The organism is Roseovarius sp. MBR-6 (assembly GCF_040547525.1).
Taxonomy (GTDB): Bacteria; Pseudomonadota; Alphaproteobacteria; order Rhodobacterales; family Rhodobacteraceae; genus Roseovarius.
This window is the reverse complement of the sequence record NZ_JBEPPW010000028.1, coordinates 1-18953: the sequence shown is the minus strand read 5'-3', so window position 1 is coordinate 18953 and position 18953 is coordinate 1. Positions and strand designations below refer to the sequence as shown.

At 65.7% G+C, this 18953-nt stretch carries 25 protein-coding genes and 2 pseudogenes; 21 read left to right on the top strand and 6 right to left on the bottom strand.

Features of this window, described 5'->3' with window-relative positions; translation table 11 throughout:
• Positions 1 to 94 precede the first annotated feature (94 nt).
• From ABIE57_RS18930 to ABIE57_RS18920, 3 genes and pseudogenes are all read right to left on the bottom strand, one after another.
• Positions 95 to 226, bottom strand: a pseudogene (locus tag ABIE57_RS18930) (transposase family protein); the annotation flags it as partial.
• Positions 227 to 278: 52 nt separating this feature from the next.
• Positions 279 to 1010 (bottom strand): IS5 family transposase, encoded by a 732-nt coding sequence (locus ABIE57_RS18925; protein ID WP_354540595.1) that lies wholly within the window; start codon positions 1008 to 1010, stop codon positions 279 to 281.
• Between the two features lie 130 nt (positions 1011 to 1140).
• Positions 1141 to 1380 (bottom strand): annotated as a pseudogene (locus tag ABIE57_RS18920) (hypothetical protein); the annotation flags it as partial.
• Positions 1381 to 1424: 44 nt separating this feature from the next.
• On the opposite strand from ABIE57_RS18920, the gene ABIE57_RS18915 reads away from it, so the two are divergent.
• Positions 1425 to 1589, top strand: a complete 165-nt coding sequence (locus tag ABIE57_RS18915) for a DsrE family protein (RefSeq protein ID WP_354540594.1) — start codon at positions 1425 to 1427, stop codon at positions 1587 to 1589.
• A gap of 20 nt (positions 1590 to 1609) precedes the next feature.
• Here ABIE57_RS18915 and ABIE57_RS18910 read toward each other — a convergent pair whose 3' ends face one another.
• Positions 1610 to 2512 carry a haloalkane dehalogenase gene (locus ABIE57_RS18910; protein ID WP_354540593.1) on the bottom strand — a complete coding sequence of 301 codons (903 nt, stop codon included), beginning with the start codon at positions 2510 to 2512 and terminating at the stop codon, positions 1610 to 1612.
• Positions 2513 to 2689: 177 nt separating this feature from the next.
• Here ABIE57_RS18910 and ABIE57_RS18905 point away from each other — a divergent pair, with 177 nt between their 5' ends.
• Positions 2690 to 3043 (top strand): MerC family mercury resistance protein, encoded by a 354-nt coding sequence (locus tag ABIE57_RS18905; protein ID WP_354540592.1) that lies wholly within the window; start codon positions 2690 to 2692, stop codon positions 3041 to 3043.
• Entirely contained in the window at positions 3040 to 3828 is a 789-nt protein-coding gene (locus ABIE57_RS18900; protein WP_354540591.1) for a nucleoside phosphorylase, read from the top strand. The genes ABIE57_RS18905 and ABIE57_RS18900 overlap by 4 nt, the downstream gene beginning before the upstream one ends.
• A gap of 7 nt (positions 3829 to 3835) precedes the next feature.
• Here ABIE57_RS18900 and ABIE57_RS18895 read toward each other — a convergent pair whose 3' ends face one another.
• Positions 3836 to 4249 (bottom strand): MerR family transcriptional regulator, encoded by a 414-nt coding sequence (locus ABIE57_RS18895; protein WP_354540590.1) that lies wholly within the window; start codon positions 4247 to 4249, stop codon positions 3836 to 3838.
• A 78-nt stretch (positions 4250 to 4327) separates the two neighbouring features.
• On the opposite strand from ABIE57_RS18895, the gene merF reads away from it, so the two are divergent.
• The 18 genes from merF (at position 4328) to ABIE57_RS18805 (ending at position 17594) form a co-directional block, all read left to right on the top strand.
• Positions 4328 to 4564 (top strand): mercury resistance system transport protein MerF, encoded by a 237-nt coding sequence (merF, locus tag ABIE57_RS18890; protein ID WP_354540589.1) that lies wholly within the window; start codon positions 4328 to 4330, stop codon positions 4562 to 4564.
• A gap of 71 nt (positions 4565 to 4635) precedes the next feature.
• Positions 4636 to 6078 (top strand): mercury(II) reductase, encoded by a 1443-nt coding sequence (gene merA, locus ABIE57_RS18885; protein ID WP_354540588.1) that lies wholly within the window; start codon positions 4636 to 4638, stop codon positions 6076 to 6078.
• A 122-nt stretch (positions 6079 to 6200) separates the two neighbouring features.
• Entirely contained in the window at positions 6201 to 8714 is a 2514-nt protein-coding gene (locus ABIE57_RS18880) for a heavy metal translocating P-type ATPase (RefSeq protein ID WP_354540587.1), read from the top strand.
• A 10-nt stretch (positions 8715 to 8724) separates the two neighbouring features.
• Positions 8725 to 9129 carry a Cu(I)-responsive transcriptional regulator gene (gene cueR, locus ABIE57_RS18875; RefSeq protein ID WP_354540586.1) on the top strand — a complete coding sequence of 135 codons (405 nt, stop codon included), beginning with the start codon at positions 8725 to 8727 and terminating at the stop codon, positions 9127 to 9129.
• 95 nt (positions 9130 to 9224) lie between these two features.
• On the top strand, positions 9225 to 9572 hold the full coding sequence (locus tag ABIE57_RS18870; RefSeq protein ID WP_354540585.1) for a hypothetical protein: 348 nt from the start codon (positions 9225 to 9227) through the stop codon (positions 9570 to 9572).
• A gap of 127 nt (positions 9573 to 9699) precedes the next feature.
• Positions 9700 to 11148 carry a multicopper oxidase family protein gene (locus ABIE57_RS18865; protein WP_354540584.1) on the top strand — a complete coding sequence of 483 codons (1449 nt, stop codon included), beginning with the start codon at positions 9700 to 9702 and terminating at the stop codon, positions 11146 to 11148.
• A gap of 10 nt (positions 11149 to 11158) precedes the next feature.
• Entirely contained in the window at positions 11159 to 12079 is a 921-nt protein-coding gene (locus tag ABIE57_RS18860) for a beta propeller repeat protein (RefSeq protein WP_354540583.1), read from the top strand.
• 16 nt (positions 12080 to 12095) lie between these two features.
• Positions 12096 to 12581 (top strand): DUF411 domain-containing protein, encoded by a 486-nt coding sequence (locus ABIE57_RS18855; protein WP_354540582.1) that lies wholly within the window; start codon positions 12096 to 12098, stop codon positions 12579 to 12581.
• A 99-nt stretch (positions 12582 to 12680) separates the two neighbouring features.
• The gene (locus tag ABIE57_RS18850) at positions 12681 to 12857 is read left to right on the top strand and encodes a hypothetical protein (protein WP_354540581.1); all 177 of its coding nucleotides are present in this window, start codon (positions 12681 to 12683) and stop codon (positions 12855 to 12857) included.
• Positions 12854 to 13330 (top strand): c-type cytochrome, encoded by a 477-nt coding sequence (locus ABIE57_RS18845; RefSeq protein ID WP_354540580.1) that lies wholly within the window; start codon positions 12854 to 12856, stop codon positions 13328 to 13330. The genes ABIE57_RS18850 and ABIE57_RS18845 overlap by 4 nt, the downstream gene beginning before the upstream one ends.
• 3 nt (positions 13331 to 13333) lie before the next feature.
• Positions 13334 to 13906, top strand: a complete 573-nt coding sequence (locus ABIE57_RS18840) for a DsbE family thiol:disulfide interchange protein (protein ID WP_354540579.1) — start codon at positions 13334 to 13336, stop codon at positions 13904 to 13906.
• Positions 13903 to 14418: a TlpA family protein disulfide reductase gene (locus ABIE57_RS18835; RefSeq protein WP_354540578.1), complete on the top strand. Its 516-nt coding sequence runs from the start codon at positions 13903 to 13905 to the stop codon at positions 14416 to 14418. Before ABIE57_RS18840 ends, ABIE57_RS18835 begins: the two co-directional genes overlap by 4 nt.
• Before the next feature lie 8 nt (positions 14419 to 14426).
• On the top strand, positions 14427 to 14699 hold the full coding sequence (locus ABIE57_RS18830; protein ID WP_354540577.1) for a hypothetical protein: 273 nt from the start codon (positions 14427 to 14429) through the stop codon (positions 14697 to 14699).
• Positions 14696 to 15340 carry an SCO family protein gene (locus ABIE57_RS18825; RefSeq protein WP_354540576.1) on the top strand — a complete coding sequence of 215 codons (645 nt, stop codon included), beginning with the start codon at positions 14696 to 14698 and terminating at the stop codon, positions 15338 to 15340. The genes ABIE57_RS18830 and ABIE57_RS18825 overlap by 4 nt, the downstream gene beginning before the upstream one ends.
• Entirely contained in the window at positions 15337 to 15777 is a 441-nt protein-coding gene (locus ABIE57_RS18820; RefSeq protein WP_354540575.1) for a copper chaperone PCu(A)C, read from the top strand. The genes ABIE57_RS18825 and ABIE57_RS18820 overlap by 4 nt, the downstream gene beginning before the upstream one ends.
• Positions 15774 to 16376, top strand: coding sequence for a cytochrome-c oxidase (locus tag ABIE57_RS18815; RefSeq protein ID WP_354540574.1), 603 nt, complete (start codon positions 15774 to 15776; stop codon positions 16374 to 16376). Before ABIE57_RS18820 ends, ABIE57_RS18815 begins: the two co-directional genes overlap by 4 nt.
• The gene (locus ABIE57_RS18810) at positions 16373 to 16873 is read left to right on the top strand and encodes a hypothetical protein (RefSeq protein WP_354540573.1); all 501 of its coding nucleotides are present in this window, start codon (positions 16373 to 16375) and stop codon (positions 16871 to 16873) included. Before ABIE57_RS18815 ends, ABIE57_RS18810 begins: the two co-directional genes overlap by 4 nt.
• The gene (locus tag ABIE57_RS18805; protein ID WP_354540572.1) at positions 16866 to 17594 is read left to right on the top strand and encodes a cytochrome c biogenesis CcdA family protein; all 729 of its coding nucleotides are present in this window, start codon (positions 16866 to 16868) and stop codon (positions 17592 to 17594) included. The genes ABIE57_RS18810 and ABIE57_RS18805 overlap by 8 nt, the downstream gene beginning before the upstream one ends.
• Here the strand turns inward: ABIE57_RS18805 and repC are convergent.
• Positions 17531 to 18751 carry a replication initiation protein RepC gene (gene repC / locus ABIE57_RS18800; protein WP_354540571.1) on the bottom strand — a complete coding sequence of 407 codons (1221 nt, stop codon included), beginning with the start codon at positions 18749 to 18751 and terminating at the stop codon, positions 17531 to 17533. The two genes, ABIE57_RS18805 and repC, sit on opposite strands and share 64 nt — an antisense overlap.
• Positions 18752 to 18953: the final 202 nt, after the last annotated feature.

The following is an 18953-nucleotide window of genomic DNA, read 5'->3' as shown; positions in this document are numbered from 1 at the left end:
ACCCGCACTCAGGGCTGAAAATGCGCTCACCACGCGAGTTCATCGCAGCTCAAACCGCAACCGCCTGAGTGTCCGGTGAAACGGGGGCAAGACCAATCTCGGAGCAGCTGGACGAGCCGCAAAGCACCGAAACGAAGGCGATCACAAGCAGCTCCCCAAGGTCATGGCGCGCGTTGCTGGCGCGAGGATCAGGGACATCGTTGAGCGCGGAAAGGAAAATCTGCATCGGGGGTCACGGCTCCAGAAGATGAATCCCCCAGCCAGAATCGATCTTGGCGTCAAGCGCAAGCGCAGATGGTCAAGCCTTCAGTTCCAAACGCGATTCCCCTGTCAAAAAGGGGGCAGGTCACGTGGCCCTCGATCTGATGGCAGACCTCGGCAAGCAGATCATCGTAAACCCCGCCCGCCACCAACGCATTGCGGAACCGGCAATGGGTCGTTTCATCGGGCAACGGCGCGTCCTCTTTCCAAGGTCGACCGTTCTTGCGGATCGGGATGATCGCCGTGCCACCGCGTGCGATGATGGCGGCGTGGCAGCGGCGAGTGTCGTAGGTGCCATCTGCGGTCACAGTGCCGATGTCTTCGTCGTCCGGGATCTGGTCCAGCAGGTCTGGCAGGACGGGGCTGTCGCCATCGCTGCTGGGTGTGAATTCCACGGCGCGGATGTCCGAGGTGGCTGTGTCCATGGCCAGATGAACCTTGCGCCATTGACGACGGCTCTGAACGCCATGCTTGCGCGCCTGCCACTCGCCATCGCCGAGGAACTTGATCCCAGTGCTGTCCACGAGCAGGTTCAGCGGCCCATTGGCGCGCCGATACGGACTCTGCACCTTCGGGGTCTTTTGCCTGCGACACAGCGTGGAGGAGTGCGGAACAGGCCAGTCCAGCGCCGCCAGCCGCAGCAGACTGGCGACCATCCCGGCGGTCTGCCGCAGCGGCAACTTGAACAACACCTTTATCGACAGGCAGAACTGGATCGCCGCGTCCGAGAAGATCGGCACACGCCGCATGAAGGCCGCTGTCGCGTTGCTCTTAATTATGAGACGACGAATTCAATGAGGGAGTGGACAAAACATGGGGGTCATGCCGCGCGTTTTCTGTTTGCGACGGTCAGCCGACCACAGGGCAATCGCGTTTGGGTCACGCCGTTGGCCGTGCCGCGGCCAAGCCATTGAGAATGAGGCATAAGAATGCTTCATCCCAGCCTGCGCGCTTGAGTTTGATAGAGAGCAATCCCTTGGAAGGGTCTTGCCGAACGACATCGAGGGCACGGCGTCGCAGGACGGCGATATTGCCGGGGGCATTATCCTTGAGGTTGCGTGCAGCATCCTCTCGAAAGGATACATCGAGCTGCCAGTGGAGCGCGTTCTCACTGCGCCAAGGCGGGGCAAAAGACGCCCGAGGGATTCTACAATATCGAGCGGATGTTGCGCCGGGTGATCTCGGCGGGCGGACGAGTGCTGATCTGCGGCACCTGCATGGACGCGCGGGGGTTGAGCGAGGCGGAGATGATGGAAGGGGCTGCGCGCTCGACCATGGATAAGTTGGCCGAGGCCACGCTGGCCGCCGACAAGGTGCTGGTGTTCTGAGCGCCCGCTCAGCCGTCCGCTCAGCCGCCCGATACCAGCCCGTGCCGCCGCATCCATACCGCGATGGCGTCGCCGATGGCCTGCGGCTGATCCTCCTGCACGTAATGCAGGCCCGCGCCGATCTCGGCCGTATCCAGATTGGGCAACCGTGCGCGATAGCCCTCGGCCGCCGCGCGCGGCAGCATCAGCCCCGGTTCGGCCTGCAACATGAGCTTGGGCAGGTCGCTTTGCTCCAGCCAGCGCATATAGGCGGTCTGCATCGCGTGCACATGCGCCGGTTCGCCCCCGATACACAGAAGTTGCGGGAACCGGCAGAGGATGTGGCGGCTGGCCTTGTCGGCCCAGGGCATCCGGTAGGCCGCCATCTCCACCGCGCTCATCTTGCGCTGGATCATGGCGGGCAGGATGCCCTCGACGAACTGGTTTTCCTCGACCATCATGCGCTCGGCATTCTCCAGCGAGGCGCGCAGCGTCTGGAAAAACCCGCGCGTCGCCGGATCAAACGCCTCATAGCCCGGCACCGGATCGAGCAGCGCCTCCATGAAAGCGATCCCCTTGATCCGGTCGGGGAAGCGATGCGCGTAGTGAAAGCCCAGGAATGAGCCCCAGTCATGGGTGACGAGCGTGATCGGCGCGGGACCCAGCGTGTCGATGAACGCGTCAAGATAGCGGATGTGATCCTCGATCCCGTAGTCCAGATCGGGCTTGTCCGAGAGGCCGTAACCGATGAGATCGACGGCAATGAGCCGTCCGCAGCCCTCCAGCCGGGGCATGACATTGCGCCAGAGGTAAGACCATGTCGGCTGGCCATGCAGGAACAGCACCGTGTCGCCCGTGCCGTGGGCCATGTAATGCATGTGCGCGCCCAGAACCTCCGGGAAATGCGACCGATAAGGCAGATCAGGCATGTCGGTGACGGTCATCGGGCAAGGCTCCTCTTGCGGTGGCGTGCCCCTGACTGCGCGCCGTATCCGGCCCCTGTCAACGGCTGCGCGCGGGTCTCACGCCGGGTTGATCGCGACAGGGATTGTCAGGGGGGCGAATTGCACGCAGCATCCCCGCTGGCATGCCCGGCGCAACCGGATTGAAAGGACAAGGCCATGACCGACAAGACATCGCGATGCGGACTGGCCCCCTTGGCGACCGCCCTGTCGCTCGTTGCCTGTTACGGCACGCTGGCGGCGGTGGCGCTTCTGGGCGCGCTCGGGATCGGTATCGCGCTGAATGAGGCCGTGTGGGCCGGGGCCATCGTGCTTTTCGCCGCGCTCGCGGTGGCGGCGCTGGCGCTCCGGTGGCGGCGGCATGGGCGTGGCTTGCCGGTTCTGCTGGGCGGTGCCGGGTTGGCGCTGATCGTCTTTGCCATGTATGTCAGCTATTCGCTGCCCGCTGAACTCGGGGGCTTTGCGCTCCTGTGTCTGGGGACCTGGGCCGATTGGCGCGGCGGGCGGGCATGAGCGGCGCGCCCCTGCCGCCGCTCCTGCGCGACAAGGATCACGCCGCGCCCTCGGCATTCACGCCCGAGAGCCTGTTGCGCGAGGCGCAGCGGCAGAAGGGGGCGGCGCAAGTGACGGTGCCCGAGATCTGCCTGCTCGATCCCGATGGCGATATCGTCCGCACGCTTTGTGCGCAGGGCCGCGCGCGGCGGCACGCGGGATGGGTCTGCTATCACACCGATATGTGGGTGTTCGATCTGGATGGCCACGAAATCGGTGTGGTCGGCTGCGCCGTGGGGGCGTCCTTCGCGGTGCTGGTGGCCGAGGAAATGTTCGCCTCGGGCGCACGTCTGCTGATCAGCGTCACCTCCTCGGGGCAGATCACGCCGCAGGGCGCGCCACCCTATTTCATCGTGATCGACCGGGCGTGGCGCGACGAGGGCACCAGCTATCACTACCTGCCGCCCGGTGATTGGAGTGCGGCCCCCGCGCGGCTGCTGGAGCGATTGAGCAGCGCGTTCGAGGACGGCCCCCGCGTGCTGACCGGCCCGACATGGACCACCGACGCGCCGTTCCGCGAGACAGAGGCGGCCATAGCGGCGGCCAAGGCACGCGGCATCCTCGCGGTCGAGATGGAGGCTGCGGCGCTCTACGCCTTTGCCGAGGCGCGCGGGAGCGATGTGATCTGCCTCGCCCATGTCACCAATCAGATGGGCACCATCGAGGGCGATTTCGAGAAGGGCGAGGCCGATGGCAGCGCCGATGCGCTGGCCGTCGTAGCGCGGATCGCGGGGCGGCTCAGCTGAACCTCGCTCACTGCGCCAGCGTGTCGAGCACCGGGCAATCGGGCACCTGATCGCCCGAACATTGTGCGGCGGTCGCGGTGAGAACCGCCTCGATACGCTGAAGATCGACGATCCGCTCGCGGATGTCGGCAAGGTGGCACTCGGTGCGGGCCTTGACCTCGGCGCAGGTCGGGGCGGTGCCATCCCCCAGACCCAGAAGCCCGCGGATATCCTCCATCGCAAAACCTAGCTCACGCGCGCGCAGGATGAACCGCAGCCGCGCAACATGGGCCGCGGCATAGACTCGGTGGCCCGCCGCCGTGCGGGGTGGTTCGGGCAGCAGGCCGGTTGTCTCGTAATAGCGGATCGTTTCGATATTGCAGCCGGTCGCGCGCGACAATTGCCCGCGCGTGAGGCCGCTCTCGGCTTCGTGATCGGACATGGCGGAATTTCCCTTGCCCCTGTAGTTGCTACAGATCGTATGGCATGGTCTGGCAAATGACCAGAGGCGCACAGGACCATGACCGACCACCGCAGCCGGACCACGGACAACAAACTGATCGCGACCGGCATGATCGGCACCGTGATTGTGGCGCTGTGCTGTTTCACGCCGGTGCTTGTGGTGGCTTTGGGCGTGGTTGGCCTGTCGGCGATGGTGGGCTGGCTCGATGTCGTGCTGCTGCCGGCGCTCGCCTTTTTCATCGGGCTGACGATCTATGCGGTCGCGCGCAAGACGCGGCGTGAAAGCCGGGGCTGATCGCGGCCACGGCCACACTTAACCTATTTTCGAAAAATCGCGGCGATGCGGCCGCCGAAAGGACTTGACCCATGACCAACACAACCGATGACTGCTGCACAATTCCCGCCGCCAAGGGCGACCAGTTCGATCTGATCGTGGTGGGGGCCGGATCGGCGGGGTTTTCGGCCTCGATCACGGCAGCCGATGCGGGCAAGCGCGTGGCGCTGGTCGGTCACGGGCAGATCGGCGGCACCTGTGTGAATGTGGGCTGTGTGCCGTCCAAGACGATGATCCGCGCCGCCGAAGCGGTGCATGGCGCGGGCGCGGCGCGGCGCTTTCCGGGCATCTCGGGCACTGCGCAGGTTGACGATTGGGCGACTGTGGTCGCGGCCAAGGATGATCTTGTCACTGCATTGCGGCAAAAGAAATACGCCGATCTGCTGCCCGGGTATGAGAACGTGACCTATCTGGATGAGGGGGCGGCGCGGCTGATCCCCGGCGGAGTCGAGATCGGCGGGCGCAGGATCGCGGCGCCGAAAGTGATCATCGCCACCGGCGGGCGCCCCGCGCTGCCGCCCATTCCGGGGATCGACGATGTGCCGACGCTCGACAGCACCTCGCTTCTGGAACTCCGGACCCTGCCCGACAGCCTGATCTTTCTGGGCGGCGGCTATATCGGGTCGGAGTGCGCGCAGATGATGGCGCGCATGGGGGTGAAGGTGACGGTGGTCTGCCGCTCGCGCCTGTTGCCGCAGGTCGAACCGGAAGTGTCCGAGGCGCTGAACCGGGTGTTTCGCGACGAGGGCATTACCCTGCATTGCGGTGTCACCTATGACGCCTGCCACACATCCGATGGCCGCGCGGTGCTGTGCATCGAGGAGAACGGCAAACGGCTGGAACTGAGCGCCGATCATCTGGTCGTCACCGCCGGGCGCAGCCCCAATACCGAAGGGCTAGGGCTGGACGAGATGGGGATCGAGACCAACGCACGCGGCGCGATCATCGTGGGCGATGATATGCAAACCTCGGCCCCCGGCATCTATGCGGCGGGCGATGTGACCGACCGCGACCAGTTCGTCTATATGGCCGCTTACGGGGCCAAGCTGGCCGCGAAAAACGCCATGGGCGGGGCGGAGCGCTATGACAATGCCGCCATGCCCTGGGTCGTGTTCACCGATCCGCAGGTGGCGGGCGTGGGCCTGACCGAGGAACAGGCGCGCGCGGCGGGCCATGACGTGAAAACCAGCATGCTTGGCCTTGAGAACGTGCCCCGCGCACTGGCCGCGCGTGATACGCGGGGGGTGATCAAGCTGGTGGCGGACGCGCGGACCGACCGCCTGCTCGGCGGGGTGATCGCCGCCCCCGAGGGCGCGGACAGCGCCCAAACGCTGGCCATGGCGCTGAAATTCGGCATGACCACCAAGGCCTTGGGAGAGACGCTCTTTCCCTATCTCACCACCGTGGAGGGGCTGAAACTGGCGGCACAGACCTTTGACATGGATGTGGCAAAACTGTCCTGCTGCGCGGGATAGGGCGGGGCTACCGGGCCAGTAGCGAAACGCTTACCTTAAATTACTTTCCGTGTCATCTTGACCTTCCAGTCAGGGGAAGCCCTATGTGAGGGAAAACCCCGCAAGACGGAAAGGCCGCACTCATGGGCACGACACATCTGAAAATCGCGATTGACGGCATGTCCTGCGCCTCCTGCGTGGGGCGGGTCGAGCGGGCGCTGGCAGGGATCGACGGGGTCGGGGGCGTCGCGGTCAACCTTGCCGACGGGTCCGCGCAGCTCGATATCGCGGAAGGGGTCGATTTTTCCCATGTCGCCACGGCGCTTGAGGGGACCGGCTATCCGCTGCGCACGCAGAGCGCCAAGCTGACCCTCACCTCGATGTCCTGCGCGTCTTGTGTGGGCCGGGTGGATCGCGCGCTTTCGGCTCTGCCCGGCGTTCTGGATGTCAACGTGAACCTCGCATCGGAGAGCGCGACGGTTAGCTATGCCGAGGGCACGCTGAGCCCGCGCGATCTGATGGCGGCGGCGGGCGCGGCGGGCTATCCGGCAGAGATCGCAGAGGCGGGCGAGGGCGCATCGGCTTCCGCGCGCAAGGAGGAGGACGCCCGCCTGATCGCCCGCAAGACCATGATCGCCGCTGCATTGGCGCTGCCGGTCTTCGTGATCGAGATGGGCAGCCATGTGATCCCCGGCCTGCACGCCCTCATCGCGGGCACGATCGGGCAACAGGCAAGCTGGTATCTCCAGTTCGTGCTGACGACGATCATCCTCGCCGGTCCGGGGTGGGTGTTCTATGCCAAGGGCATCCCCGCGCTCATGCGCGCCGCGCCCGATATGAACAGCCTTGTCGCGGTCGGGACCGGCGCGGCCTGGGCCTATTCGGTGGTGGCGACCTTCCTGCCCGGCCTTTTGCCCGAGGCGGTGCGCGCGGTCTATTTCGAGGCGGCGGCGGTGATCGTCGTGCTGATCCTTCTGGGCCGGTATCTCGAGGCGCGCGCCAAGGGCCGCACCGGCGCGGCGATCGAGCGGTTGCTGGGCCTTCAGGTGCGCACCGCCCGCGTGATCCGGGATGGCGAGACGCAAGAGATGGAGATCGACGATATCGCGGTCGGCGACATCCTGCTGGTGCGTCCCGGCGAGCGGATCGCCCTTGATGGCGAGGTGACAAAAGGCGAGGCCTATGTGGATGAAAGCATGATCACCGGGGAACCCGCCCCTGTGGCCAAGGCCAAGGGCGACGCGGTGACCGGCGGCACGGTCAACGGCGCGGGCAGCCTGCATATCCGCGCCACGCGCGTTGGTGCCGATACCACGCTGGCGCAGATCATCCGCATGGTGGAAGAGGCGCAAGGCGCGAAACTGCCCATTCAGGGGCTGGTGGACCGCATCACGCTGTGGTTCGTGCCGGTGGTGATGGCCGTGGCCGCGCTTACCGTGGCGATCTGGCTCATGGTGGGGCCTGATCCGGCGGTGACGCTGGCGCTTGTCGCGGGGGTGTCGGTGCTCATCATCGCCTGCCCCTGCGCGATGGGGCTGGCGACGCCGACCTCGATCATGGTCGGCACGGGGCGCGCGGCGGAGATGGGCGTGCTCTTTCGCAAGGGCGACGCGCTGCAATCCCTGGCCTCTGTCGATGTGGTGGCCTTGGACAAGACCGGCACGGTGACCCAAGGCCGCCCCGAATTGACCGATCTGGTGCTGGCGGACGGGTTCGCGCGGGGCGAGGTGCTGTCGCTGATTGCCGCCGTCGAGGGCCAATCCGAACACCCCATCGCCGAGGCGATCACCCGCGCGGCCAAGGCCGAAGGGGTGGCGCGCGCCGAGGTGGAGAGCTTCGAGTCGATCACCGGCTACGGCGTGCGGGCGCGGGTGGCGGGCCGTGACGTGCTGATTGGCGCGGATCGGCTGATGGCCCGCGAGGGGCTGGATCCCGGCCCGCTTGCCGCGTCGGAAACCGATCTTGCCGGGCGCGGGCGCACAGCCCTTTATGCCGCCATCGACGGGCGGGTGGCCGCCGTGATCGCGGTTGCAGACCCGGTCAAACCCTCTAGCGCGGCGGCGATCCGCGCGCTGCACGCGGCGGGCTTGCGCGTGGCGATGATCACCGGCGACAAGCGCGAGACGGCAGAGGCCATCGCGCGCGAGGTGGGTATCGACACGGTGATCGCGGGCGTGCTGCCCGATGGCAAGGTGGCAGCGCTTGACGAATTGCGCGAGGGGGGCGCGCGCGTGGCCTTTGTCGGCGACGGCATCAACGACGCGCCCGCGCTCGCTTCGGCGGATGTGGGCATCGCCATCGGCACCGGCACCGATGTGGCGATTGAGTCGGCCGATGTGGTGTTGATGTCGGGCGACCTGCGCGGCGTCGTGAACGCCTATCAGGTCTCTCGCCACACGATGCGCAATATCCGGCAGAACCTGTTCTGGGCGTTTGGCTACAATACCGCGCTCATTCCGGTGGCGGCGGGCGTGCTCTACCCGGTGTTCGGGCTGCTGCTCTCGCCGGTGCTGGCGGCGGGGGCGATGGCGCTCAGCTCGGTCTTCGTGCTGTCGAACGCGCTGCGCCTGCGCCGGTTGCGCCCGGTGATGGACGAGGGCGATCAAACCGCCCCGTCGCCCGCCCCGCGCGCGCCGCAAACCGCCCCGGCAGAATAGGAGCGCGCCCATGAATATCGGAGATGTCGCCGCGTTGACCGGCCTGCCCGCCAAGACCATCCGCTATTACGAGGATATCGGCCTGATAACCCCGCAGCGCGACACCAACGGCTATCGTCGGTTCGGCGAAAGCGAGGCGCACAAGCTGGGCTTCATAGGGCGCGCGCGCTCTCTGGGCTTCTCGATCGAGGAGTGCCGCACGCTTCTGGCGCTTTACGAGGACCAGAACCGCGCCAGCGCCGATGTCAAACGGATCGCCCAAGGCCATCTGGAGCTTGTCGACGCCAAGATTGCCGAGTCGAAGGCGATGCGCGCCACACTCGGCCACCTTATCGACAGTTGCGCAGGCGATCACCGACCCGATTGCCCGATCCTCGAAGATCTGGCTCTCTCTGCTAAAGAAGGGCACGACTGATGCATGTCCTGCACTCCAGCGGACGGATCGTCGCTGCGCGCCGCGCCGCAGGCCTTCGGCTGGACAGGACGTCGCCATCGACGTATCGTGATAATATGCGCACGTTGTCATCCTTCATCCTTGTGGCATTTCTGGCGGTCTTTGCCGTCAGCAACATTGCCCATGGGGTGAGCGCGAACAACATGGCGCTGCAAATGGCCATGGAACATGGCGATGCCATCGCCATGGGGGACTGCCAGGCCTGCCCCACGGATCATGACGGCACTGCGGACAATACGCCCTGCAAGCTCGATTGCACCGCACCCGGCGCAGTGACCCTGACTGCGACCGCATCGTTCGAGGACATGCTGCCAATCCTGCGGCATGACAGGCTTCTGAGCGCGACCGTGCCGCATGGCTTGCGCGCGCCGCCGGACCCATTTCCCCCGCGAACCCTCATCTGATCCGACGCCACGGGCGCTGAAGACAGCCTCCCCGTGATTGTCGGCCTGTGCCATCCAGAGCCTGAACGGCTTCTGGACGTGCACGCCTGCACAGATCGCGACAGCATATATCAGATGAGACAGACACATGAGACCGAAATTCCCAACGGCGTTCTCGCGCCGAAGCTTTCTGGCCGCTGGCGCGGCGGTTGGCGCAACACTGCCCCTGCGACACGCATGGGCCGATAGCCTGCGCGCCTTTACCCTGCGTGCCGCGCCGGGGCGGGCGCGACTGGTTCCCGAACCTTGGGGCGAGAGCGATGTGTGGTGCTATGGCGGCACCGTGCCCGGCCCCGAGATCCGGGTGCGGCAGGGGGACCGGCTGCGCATCGCGGTCGAGAACGCGCTGACCGAGGAGACCACCGTGCACTGGCACGGGCTGCGCGTGCCAAACGCAATGGACGGCGTGCCGCATCTGACGCAGGCCCCCATCGCGCCGGGCGAAAGCTATTCCTACGAGTTCGACGCGGTCGATGCCGGCACCTTCTGGTATCATCCGCACCAACGCAGTTTCGAGCAGGTCGGGCGCGGGCTTTACGGCGCGCTGGTCATCGAGGAGGCCACCCCGCCGCGCGTGGATCGCGAGATGGTCTGGGTGCTGGACGATTGGCGGCTGACGCAGGACGCAGGCATCGCGGGCGATTTCGGCGGCTTTCACGACATGAGCCACGGCGGACGACTGGGGAACACCGTCACGATCAATGGCCGCGTGCCGGATGCGGTGCCGGTGCAGGCGGGCGAACGCGTGCGGCTGCGCCTCATCAACGCCGCCAATGCCCGCATCTTTGCGCTGGATTTCGGCGATCTTGCCCCGCAAGTCATCGCGCTGGACGGTCAGCCGGTCACGCCGCACGCGCCACAGGACGCGCGCGGATGGGTGGTGATCGGCCCGGCGATGCGGGTTGATCTGATCCTCGACATGACCGGCGCGCCGGGGGAGAGGGTTACGGTCATCGACCGTTTCTTCACAGACCGGAATTTCGAACTGGTCGATCTGGCCTATTCCGACACGGCGCTGCGCGACACAGCCCCCGACTGGGACATGGCGCTGCCCCCCAACCCGCTGCCGGAACCCGACATCGCCCGCGCCCGCCGTCACGAAGTGACCTTCACCGGCGGCGTGATGGGCGCGATGGTCGAGCGGCAGATGGGGCTGGCCTCCGAGGGCGGCATGATGGGTGGCGGGATGATGACCCGCAGGCATGACGGCGGTATCTGGTTCGTCAACGGCGTGGCGGCGGAAGGGCATATCCTCGACCCAATGCTGGTGCTTGACCGCGATGCCAGCCACATCATCGCCATGACCAACGCCACCGCGTTCCACCACCCGATCCACCTGCACGGCCATTCCTTCCGCGTGATCAGCCGCAACGGCACGCCGACGGCGCATCGCGAATGGCAGGACACGGTGCTGATGGCCCCGCGTGAGCGCGTCGAGATCGCCTTTGTCGCCGACAATCCGGGCGACTGGATGTTTCATTGCCACATCTTGGAGCATCAGGCGGGCGGGATGATGGGGGTGATCCGTGTTGCGTGAGGAAGAGATCATGAATGATGCAACGATAGGATCGCCCGGACGGCGCAGCGTGCTTGCCATGCTGGGCGGTGTGGCCGCTGTGGGGCTGGTTCCGGCTCGGCGGGCGCAGGCCCGGTCCACGGCGGTTTCCGCGCTGGTCTTCGACGGCGATACGCTTGTCATCGCGGGGGCGCAGGTCAGGCGTCTGTCCAACGGCGTCTCCGTCCTGCCCGCGCCGCGCGCTGCGATCCGGGCGCTGGCCTGTCACCCCGCGCGACCGGGGCGGATCTTCGCGGCGCTGGAGGGTGGCGGTCTTGACCGGTCCGATACTGGCGGGCGGACATGGCGCGCGGCGTCGGGCGGTTTGCCACGGGCACAGGTCACCGCGCTTGCGGTGGCGGCGGGCGCGCCGGATACGGTCTATGCCGTCGTCGCGGGCGACGGGCTGTGGCGCAGCGAGGACGCGGGCGGAACCTGGGCGTTCGTGATGGATCGCCCTTGGATCGCCGGGGCCGAGCGCGAGGTGCTGACCCTTGCCTCGGTCGATCTGGCGACCGGCATGGGCGGCATCTGGATCTATGCGGGCACCGAGCGCGGCCTCGCCCGCGTGCCGGATTGCTTCTGCCGCTGGCAGGATGTGGTGGCGGGTGACGCGATGGATGCGCTGGTCGCGGGCACCCCGCCCGCGCCCGAGGCCCCTTTGCCGCCGGATGAGCCCGTCACGGCGCTCGTCTCGGCACTTGCGGTCCCGGAACGGCTCTACGCTGCGCTGCCCTCGGGCCTCTGGGCCTCGGCGGATGGTGGCGTGATCTGGCACCGTGCTTTCGATCTGCACGCGACCGCCCTCGCCGTGCACCCGACCGACCCGACACATATCGCGGCGATCACCGCCGCCGGAGTGATGACAAGCCACGATGGGGGGGCCACATGGACCACCCTCACCGCCCTTTGAGACAAGGAAAAAGACCATGAGAACGATACTTGCAGTCACCCTTGGGATCGTCGTCGCAGGCGCGGTGGGGGCGGCCTATCTGGCCAGCATCCGCAGCGATGCACCCCTGACACTGGCGGCCACCGCAGCGGAGGCAGGCGAACCCGTCACCATCTGGCGCAGCCCCGGCTGCGGCTGCTGCGACGCCTATGCCGAATATCTGGAAAACGAGGGCTTCGAGGTCACGGTGATCGACGATCACGATTTCGTCGCACGTTCCGTCGCGGCCGGCGTGCCCGAGCGTGGAGTGGGCTGTCACCTGGCGATGATCGACGGCTATGTCGTCAGCGGCCTGGTGCCGTCCGATATCATCGCGCGACTGCTCGAGGAACGCCCCGACATCACCGGCATCACCCTGCCCGGCATGCCCGCCAACGCCCCCGGCATGGCGCAAACCAAGACAGGCACGCTGCGCACCTATTCCTTCGGGCTGGATGGCGTGGCGGTCTATTCCGATGAGTGATCGAGGCGATCCTTGCGTCAACACCTTGGGGGCGGTTCTCGCCGTGGCCCCCCTCGGGTTCGTGATCACGGCACGTCTGAAACATCAAGGGAGATCGAGATGAACGGAACTGTAGATGGCCCCGGCACGGGCCTTGCAGGCGATTGCATGGGCCAGATGATGGGTGGCCCGATGATGGGCATGATGATGGGCGGTGGCGTCGTCATGCTGCTGCTGATCGCGGTCCTGATCCTCGCGAGTATCGCGCTGGTCAAATATCTGCGTCAGCCGGCATGAGACCGGCGAGGCGCGCCGTGACAGCCGGTCTTGTCGCGGTCATAGGCGTGGCGGCGTGGGCGGTGTTGACCGGCGCACAGGAACCGGGCGCGCCGATCACCTTTCTCGGCGCGCCGGTGACGCCTGCACAGATCGCCGGCGGGCAGGAGATCTACGCGGCCAACTGCGCCACCTGCCACGGGGCCAAGCTCGAGGGTGAGCCGGACTGGAAGCGGCGGCGAGAGGACGGGCGCATGCCCGCGCCGCCGCACGATGACACCGGGCATACCTGGCATCATTCCGACCGGCAGCTTTTTACCATCACGAAGCGGGGCGTGAGCGCCATCGTGCCCGGCTATGACAGCAACATGCCCGCTTTCGAGGGGGTGCTCACGGATGCAGAGATCGTGGCCGTGCTCGCCTACATCAAGAGCACATGGGCCGAGCGCGAGCGCGGCTTTCAGGCCGAGGTGACAGCGAATGACGAGGGGTGAACAATGACCGTGAATGTTGAAAAAGAACGGCGCAGATTGTCGCCCCTCGCGCTGTTGCCGCTGGCGATCTTCGCAGCACTCGGCGCGGCCTTCTACTGGGGACTGTGGAACAAGGATGACCGGTTGCCCTCGACCCTCACGGGCAAGCCGGTGCCGGAATTTACCCTGCCGCCCATCGAGGGGCGCGCAGAGGGGCTGGCGACCGAACACCTGCGCGGCGAGGTTTCCATCGTCAATGTCTGGGCGTCCTGGTGCGTGCCCTGCCGGGTCGAGATGCCCCTTCTCGTCGAACTGGCCGCGACCGGCACGGTTCCGATCCACGGGATAAACCACAAGGATGCACCCGATGCGGCCCTGGCCTTTCTCGAAGAGCTTGGTGATCCCTATACCCGGATAGGTGCCGACCGGAACGGGCGCGTCTCCATCGAATGGGGAGTCTACGGATTGCCGGAGACCTTTGTCGTCGATGCGACAGGCCGGATCGCCTACAAGCATGTCGGCCCCTTCAACCGGCGATCGCTGGAGAGCGATATCCTGCCCGTCGTGCACCGATTGCAGGCGGAGGGCAAATCATGAGGCGGCGTGACCTTCTGGCCGGCTCGCTGGCGTTTGTCGCGGCACCTGCCATCGCGCGACCCGTGATGCCGTTGCGCGCCACGCCACGCGAGATGCTGTCGCCGCCTTTCGTGGATGGCACGGGCCGCGATCTGACGCTTGCCGATTTCCGGGGCCGCGTGCTGCTTTTGAACGTCTGGGCCACCTGGTGCGCGCCCTGCCGTGAAGAAATGCCAACGCTCGATGCCCTCGAGGCGCGGCTCGGCGGCGCTGATTTCCATGTGCTGCCACTCTCCATCGACCGCGCGGGCCTCGGCCCGGTGCGCCGCTTTTACGAGGAGATCGGCATCGAGCATCTGGCCATGTATCTGGCCGAGGACATCCGGGCGATGGCCGCCCTTGCGGTCGCGGGGTTGCCCACAACCATCCTGATCGACCGGCAGGGCCGCGAATTGGGCCGCCTTTCCGGGCCCGCCGACTGGAACAGCGCGGAAAACGTGGCGCTGTTCGAGACAATCATAACAAAAGGATAAGATACACGATGACCAACATACCTCTTGTGCGCCGCCGTCAGGCTGTATCCACCCGCTGGCCGTTAAGCCGCCGCCAGACCGTGATCGTGGCGACGGTCATGGTCGGTGCGGGCCTCTGGCTCAACTGGGGCTGGGTGGCAGCCATCGGGGCGGCCCCGCTCATTCTGAGCCTCGCCCCCTGCGCGGTGATGTGCGCCACCGGATACTGCGTCATGTGCAAGAGCAAGGGCTGTGACGCAGACAAGACCCCGACTACAGCAACGGAAGGCAGAGGGCAGTGACACCCGTCTCCCTGAAAACCCTGCGCCACGCTCTCTGGACGCTGACCGCCCTTGCCGCGTTCGGGATCGGCACGGCGTTGGTCCTGCAGGCGCGCGCGCCACAGAACCTGCCAGGCACCCGCGTCACCGGCGAGGCGGCGATCACCAATGCCTATACGCTCACCGATCACACCGGCCGGACGGTCACGGCAGAGACATTCGACGGGCAGTGGCAACTGGTGTTCTTCGGCTTCACCCATTGCCCGGACATCTGCCCCACGACACTCGCCTATATGGCACAGGTGATGGACACGCTTGGGCCAGCGGCGGCGCAGGTGACGCCGATCTTCATCACCGTGGATCCTGCCCGCGACACGGCCGAGGTAATGGCGGCCTATGTCGAGGCCTTCCATCCCCGCATGGTCGGTTTGACCGGAACCGAGGCGAAGGTCGGCGAAGCCGCCCGCAATTTCCGCGCCTGGTATGAGCGCAGCGAGAACGCGGCCGCGCCCGACGGCTACAGCATGGCGCATGCCGGGCACATCTATGTCATGGCCCCCGACGGCCGCTTCGTCGATGTCTGGCTCGAGGGTGACACGTCAGCCGAGAGTTTCGCCACAAACCTGAAATCCCTCATGCGCAAGAACGGAGCGTCTTCATGAAACCCCTTGCCGTTGCGGCCCTCGCCGCGATCTTTCCCGGCCTTGCCGCCGCCGAGATCACGGTGACCGATCCCTGGGCGCGTGCCACGATTCTCGCAAATCGCCCCGGTGCCGCCTATCTGACGCTAGAAAGTGATACCAACGACCGGCTCATGGCCATCGAAACCCCGGCGGCAGGCCATGTCATGATCCATCGCATCGAGACCGACGACAGCGGCGTATCGCGCATGGTGCATCTCGAAACGCTCGATCTGCCGCCCGGCAAGCTCGTCACGCTCGCGCCCGGCGGGATGCATCTCATGCTGATGGGCCTGGCCGCAAAGCTCGAGGAAGGCGGCACTTTCCCGCTCACCCTGAGATTCGAGGAGGCGGGTGAAATGACGGTCGAGATGCCCATCCTCGGGGTCGCCGCGGCCGGGCCGGACGGCAAGCAATGACGCGGCTCATGATCATCATGCTGCTCGCCTTGCCCGCACTCCCCGCGACAGCGCATCATCCCGGTGAGCGGATCGACGAGGTGATGACGGAGCAGGAGCCGGGCTTCGAGGCCACCGATCTGCGCCGAACGCCGCAATTGCGCGGGACCGGAACCGGCGGAGAGCGACTGGAACTTGACACGTTCCGCGACAAGATCGTCGTGGTGAGCTTTGCGCCAAAGAGGTGCGGCGCGTCCTGCGCCGCGCAGCAGGCGCTGCTGAAAAAGGTGCAGGAAGGCGTGAATGTCAGCCCGATGCGCGACTGGGTGGTGTTTCTGACCGTCGGCGCGACCGATGCGGCAGGCTGGGACGAAACCAACTGGCAGTCCGTCATGGCACAACAAGGTGTGGTCGAGGTGGCGGACAGCTTCGCCGCGCTATCGGAACGCGACACCACAGCGCCGATGGTCCATGTCGTCGCCCGAGGCGGACGCCACACGGGCATATTCCATGGCGCGGATTTCGGGCGCGTGAACCTGATCCTCTATATCAGCGAACTGGTCAACGCCCCGCCGCCGGAACCAGGGTTGCTTGACCAAATTCCTGGAGTATTCCGATGATCCCAATCGCAGACCTGCCGCGGGCGAAAGAGCGGACCTGGCTTGCCGTCTTGCGCAGATACCTTGTCGTCGCGGCCATCGCGCATCTGATCTGGGAGTTCGCGCACCTGCCGCTCTACACGATCTGGTTGACGGGAACGCGGGGCGAGTTGGTCTTCGCGGCGGTGCATTGCACCGGCGGTGACGTCCTGATCACGCTCAGCACGATCATTCTGACGCTGCTGATTTTCGGCGGGCCGGACTGGCCACGGGCGCATAAGGGCCGTGTCCTCGCCGCTGCGATCCTGTTCGGCACAGGATACACGATCTTCAGCGAATGGTTGAACATCGAGATACGCGAAGCTTGGACCTACCGCGATCTCATGCCTGTCATTCCCGTCATCGACGCAGGGTTAAGCCCGATCCTGCAATGGGTGATCATCCCGATTGCGGCCTATACCTATGCGACCGGATGGTGGCCATGGCGGCGGATCACGGAGCAGGCGGCACATGGCTGACCTCTCGCTCATCGGGATGATCGCGGCGCTTCTGGCCGGTGCGATATCCTTCGTCTCCCCTTGTGTTCTGCCACTCGTGCCCGGCTATGTCTCCTATATCGCCGGACGCTCGGTTGGCGGTGCGGTGCAACCGGGACGGGGGCCGATACTCTGGCTCAGCCTGTGCTTCGTGCTGGGTTTCTCCACGATCTTCATGATCCTCGGGGCCTCGGCCACCGCCCTCGGGCAATCCTTGCTGCGCTGGCGGTACGAACTCAATATCGTGGGGGGCGGGATCATCATCCTCTTCGGGCTGTTCATGCTGGGGGCGGCACGCATTCAGGCGATGGAACGCGACCTACGCTTTCAGCTCGATCTGCCGGGCGGACGGCCCATGGCCTCATATGTGCTTGGCCTCGCCTTCGGCTTCGGCTGGACACCTTGCATCGGCCCGATCCTCGGCGCGATCCTCACCGCCAGCGCCGCCAGTGCCACGATCGGGCAGGGCGTGGCGCTGCTCGCGATCTACTCCGCCGGGCTTGGCGTGCCGTTCCTGATCGTCGCCGGCTTCACGGATCGACTGACGGGCCGCCTGCGTGGCGCGGGTCGTTTGGGGCACCGTCTGCACCAGGGTGCCGGCGTGGTAATGATCCTTATGGGGATCGCCATGATCTCCGGTCAGCTCAGCGCCCTGTCATACTGGTTGCTCGATGTGTTTCCTGTGCTGGGAAAGATCGGGTGATTGATGCGATTTGCCCTTCTTTTTGTCAGGGAAACAAGGCTTCCCCCGATATTGAGGGTTCCAACTCTCGCTCTCCGGATCATGTCCCGCATCAAACCGCCCGGATTGCGCACAGGATATGTGGGGTGATCTCGTCCTGCATCGACCAGAAGAAGGCAGAGCGCCAACCCGCGATCGCCAAGGGTGCTCTGGCCCTCAAGCCAGACTGACGGATGGATATCGAGCATTGGCAACAGCCCCCAGGCCGCCTCGATGATGTCGCGATCTCTGAGGGGCCGGTTTTCTTGTCTGCGCGCGTCGAGCATCATGCGCAGTCCATCACCCGCGAGATTGTAGAGGTTGTCAGGCGTCAGAATGGGCGACGCGGGGCAGGGCGGTGATGACAGCACCTCACTCTCTGGAATTTCCTTGCATCTTGCAGAGTTATCCACAGCCGAAAGTGCCTCTACATTTTGAAATTCTTCCTTGCTGTTCTGTAAAAAGGGCCGGAAGTTTTCCGCTGGTTCGCCGGAAGAAAGCCCGCGCTTTTCAAGCCAGTCATCGATGCGGCTGCATAGATCAGAACTTGCCTGCAGGTGGGCGGTAAGCCGGTCCAGACCGAGACGGCTCAAGGCATCACTGCGTGGCCAAGCCGCGAATTCGGCGAGGACGTCTGCAATTTCTGGGTCTTGCTTGGCACCGGCGGGTAGAGCGGAGATCGCCCGCTTCATGTGCCGCAGCCGCAGGGACCGAAGGTCCTTCAACGCGCGCAGTTCGGCCCGTTCCGCTCGAAGCCGCTCGCGCAGGGCGATGAACTCGTCCAACCGCGCGATCAGTGGTGTAAAAACCAAGCCGAGCTCGGCGCGGCCATAGCGGGCCCCGTTCGCCGCAACGCGTTTCACGATCAGGCCGAGCCTGGCCAGCGCGGCCTCATCCGTGCGCAGCTGGCGCGGTGTCTTGCCCAACTCGACAGCCGCCAGGTCTTGCGCCCCAAAGAACACCGGTTCCCGATGCGGGGAGGTCCAGTCGGAGGCGCGGGTCCGCCCGATGATGTAATTCAGCACCGCGAGGCGCGCCGGGCGCAACCCGATATGCGGAGCGATCTCTGACAGAAGCGCGATGACAGCGCCTTTCGTCCAGCCGTCCGGCAGGACGGGGAGGTCTTGGGTCAGATGCAATATCTTGTCCTTTTCAGCGTGGGACAAGGCCGCAACAGGGCATTCGCATCCCATGAAGAGATGCGTTTTTTCGTTGCCTTGACTGTCGGGACTGCTAGAACACGGTCACTGTCCGTCGTCGAATGATTTGGAACAGGCGGCGTGATTTTGGTCTGGAGGGCTCCGGCTCTGTTGGTTGATGTTATGCTGCTTGGCGCTGATG

What these genes read in the sequence shown, in the direction of transcription:
- ABIE57_RS18925 (WP_354540595.1), bottom strand. Translation starts at nt 1,010, where the DNA reads ATGCGGCGTGTGCCGATCTTCTCGGACGCGGCGATCCAGTTCTGCCTG.
- ABIE57_RS18915 (WP_354540594.1), top strand. Translation starts at nt 1,425, where the DNA reads ATGTTGCGCCGGGTGATCTCGGCGGGCGGACGAGTGCTGATCTGCGGC.
- ABIE57_RS18910 (WP_354540593.1), bottom strand. Translation starts at nt 2,512, where the DNA reads ATGACCGTCACCGACATGCCTGATCTGCCTTATCGGTCGCATTTCCCG.
- ABIE57_RS18905 (WP_354540592.1), top strand. Translation starts at nt 2,690, where the DNA reads ATGACCGACAAGACATCGCGATGCGGACTGGCCCCCTTGGCGACCGCC.
- ABIE57_RS18900 (WP_354540591.1), top strand. Translation starts at nt 3,040, where the DNA reads ATGAGCGGCGCGCCCCTGCCGCCGCTCCTGCGCGACAAGGATCACGCC.
- ABIE57_RS18895 (WP_354540590.1), bottom strand. Translation starts at nt 4,249, where the DNA reads ATGTCCGATCACGAAGCCGAGAGCGGCCTCACGCGCGGGCAATTGTCG.
- merF (WP_354540589.1), top strand. Translation starts at nt 4,328, where the DNA reads ATGACCGACCACCGCAGCCGGACCACGGACAACAAACTGATCGCGACC.
- merA (WP_354540588.1), top strand. Translation starts at nt 4,636, where the DNA reads ATGACCAACACAACCGATGACTGCTGCACAATTCCCGCCGCCAAGGGC.
- ABIE57_RS18880 (WP_354540587.1), top strand. Translation starts at nt 6,201, where the DNA reads ATGGGCACGACACATCTGAAAATCGCGATTGACGGCATGTCCTGCGCC.
- cueR (WP_354540586.1), top strand. Translation starts at nt 8,725, where the DNA reads ATGAATATCGGAGATGTCGCCGCGTTGACCGGCCTGCCCGCCAAGACC.
- ABIE57_RS18870 (WP_354540585.1), top strand. Translation starts at nt 9,225, where the DNA reads ATGCGCACGTTGTCATCCTTCATCCTTGTGGCATTTCTGGCGGTCTTT.
- ABIE57_RS18865 (WP_354540584.1), top strand. Translation starts at nt 9,700, where the DNA reads ATGAGACCGAAATTCCCAACGGCGTTCTCGCGCCGAAGCTTTCTGGCC.
- ABIE57_RS18860 (WP_354540583.1), top strand. Translation starts at nt 11,159, where the DNA reads ATGAATGATGCAACGATAGGATCGCCCGGACGGCGCAGCGTGCTTGCC.
- ABIE57_RS18855 (WP_354540582.1), top strand. Translation starts at nt 12,096, where the DNA reads ATGAGAACGATACTTGCAGTCACCCTTGGGATCGTCGTCGCAGGCGCG.
- ABIE57_RS18850 (WP_354540581.1), top strand. Translation starts at nt 12,681, where the DNA reads ATGAACGGAACTGTAGATGGCCCCGGCACGGGCCTTGCAGGCGATTGC.
- ABIE57_RS18845 (WP_354540580.1), top strand. Translation starts at nt 12,854, where the DNA reads ATGAGACCGGCGAGGCGCGCCGTGACAGCCGGTCTTGTCGCGGTCATA.
- ABIE57_RS18840 (WP_354540579.1), top strand. Translation starts at nt 13,334, where the DNA reads ATGACCGTGAATGTTGAAAAAGAACGGCGCAGATTGTCGCCCCTCGCG.
- ABIE57_RS18835 (WP_354540578.1), top strand. Translation starts at nt 13,903, where the DNA reads ATGAGGCGGCGTGACCTTCTGGCCGGCTCGCTGGCGTTTGTCGCGGCA.
- ABIE57_RS18830 (WP_354540577.1), top strand. Translation starts at nt 14,427, where the DNA reads ATGACCAACATACCTCTTGTGCGCCGCCGTCAGGCTGTATCCACCCGC.
- ABIE57_RS18820 (WP_354540575.1), top strand. Translation starts at nt 15,337, where the DNA reads ATGAAACCCCTTGCCGTTGCGGCCCTCGCCGCGATCTTTCCCGGCCTT.
- ABIE57_RS18815 (WP_354540574.1), top strand. Translation starts at nt 15,774, where the DNA reads ATGACGCGGCTCATGATCATCATGCTGCTCGCCTTGCCCGCACTCCCC.
- ABIE57_RS18810 (WP_354540573.1), top strand. Translation starts at nt 16,373, where the DNA reads ATGATCCCAATCGCAGACCTGCCGCGGGCGAAAGAGCGGACCTGGCTT.
- ABIE57_RS18805 (WP_354540572.1), top strand. Translation starts at nt 16,866, where the DNA reads ATGGCTGACCTCTCGCTCATCGGGATGATCGCGGCGCTTCTGGCCGGT.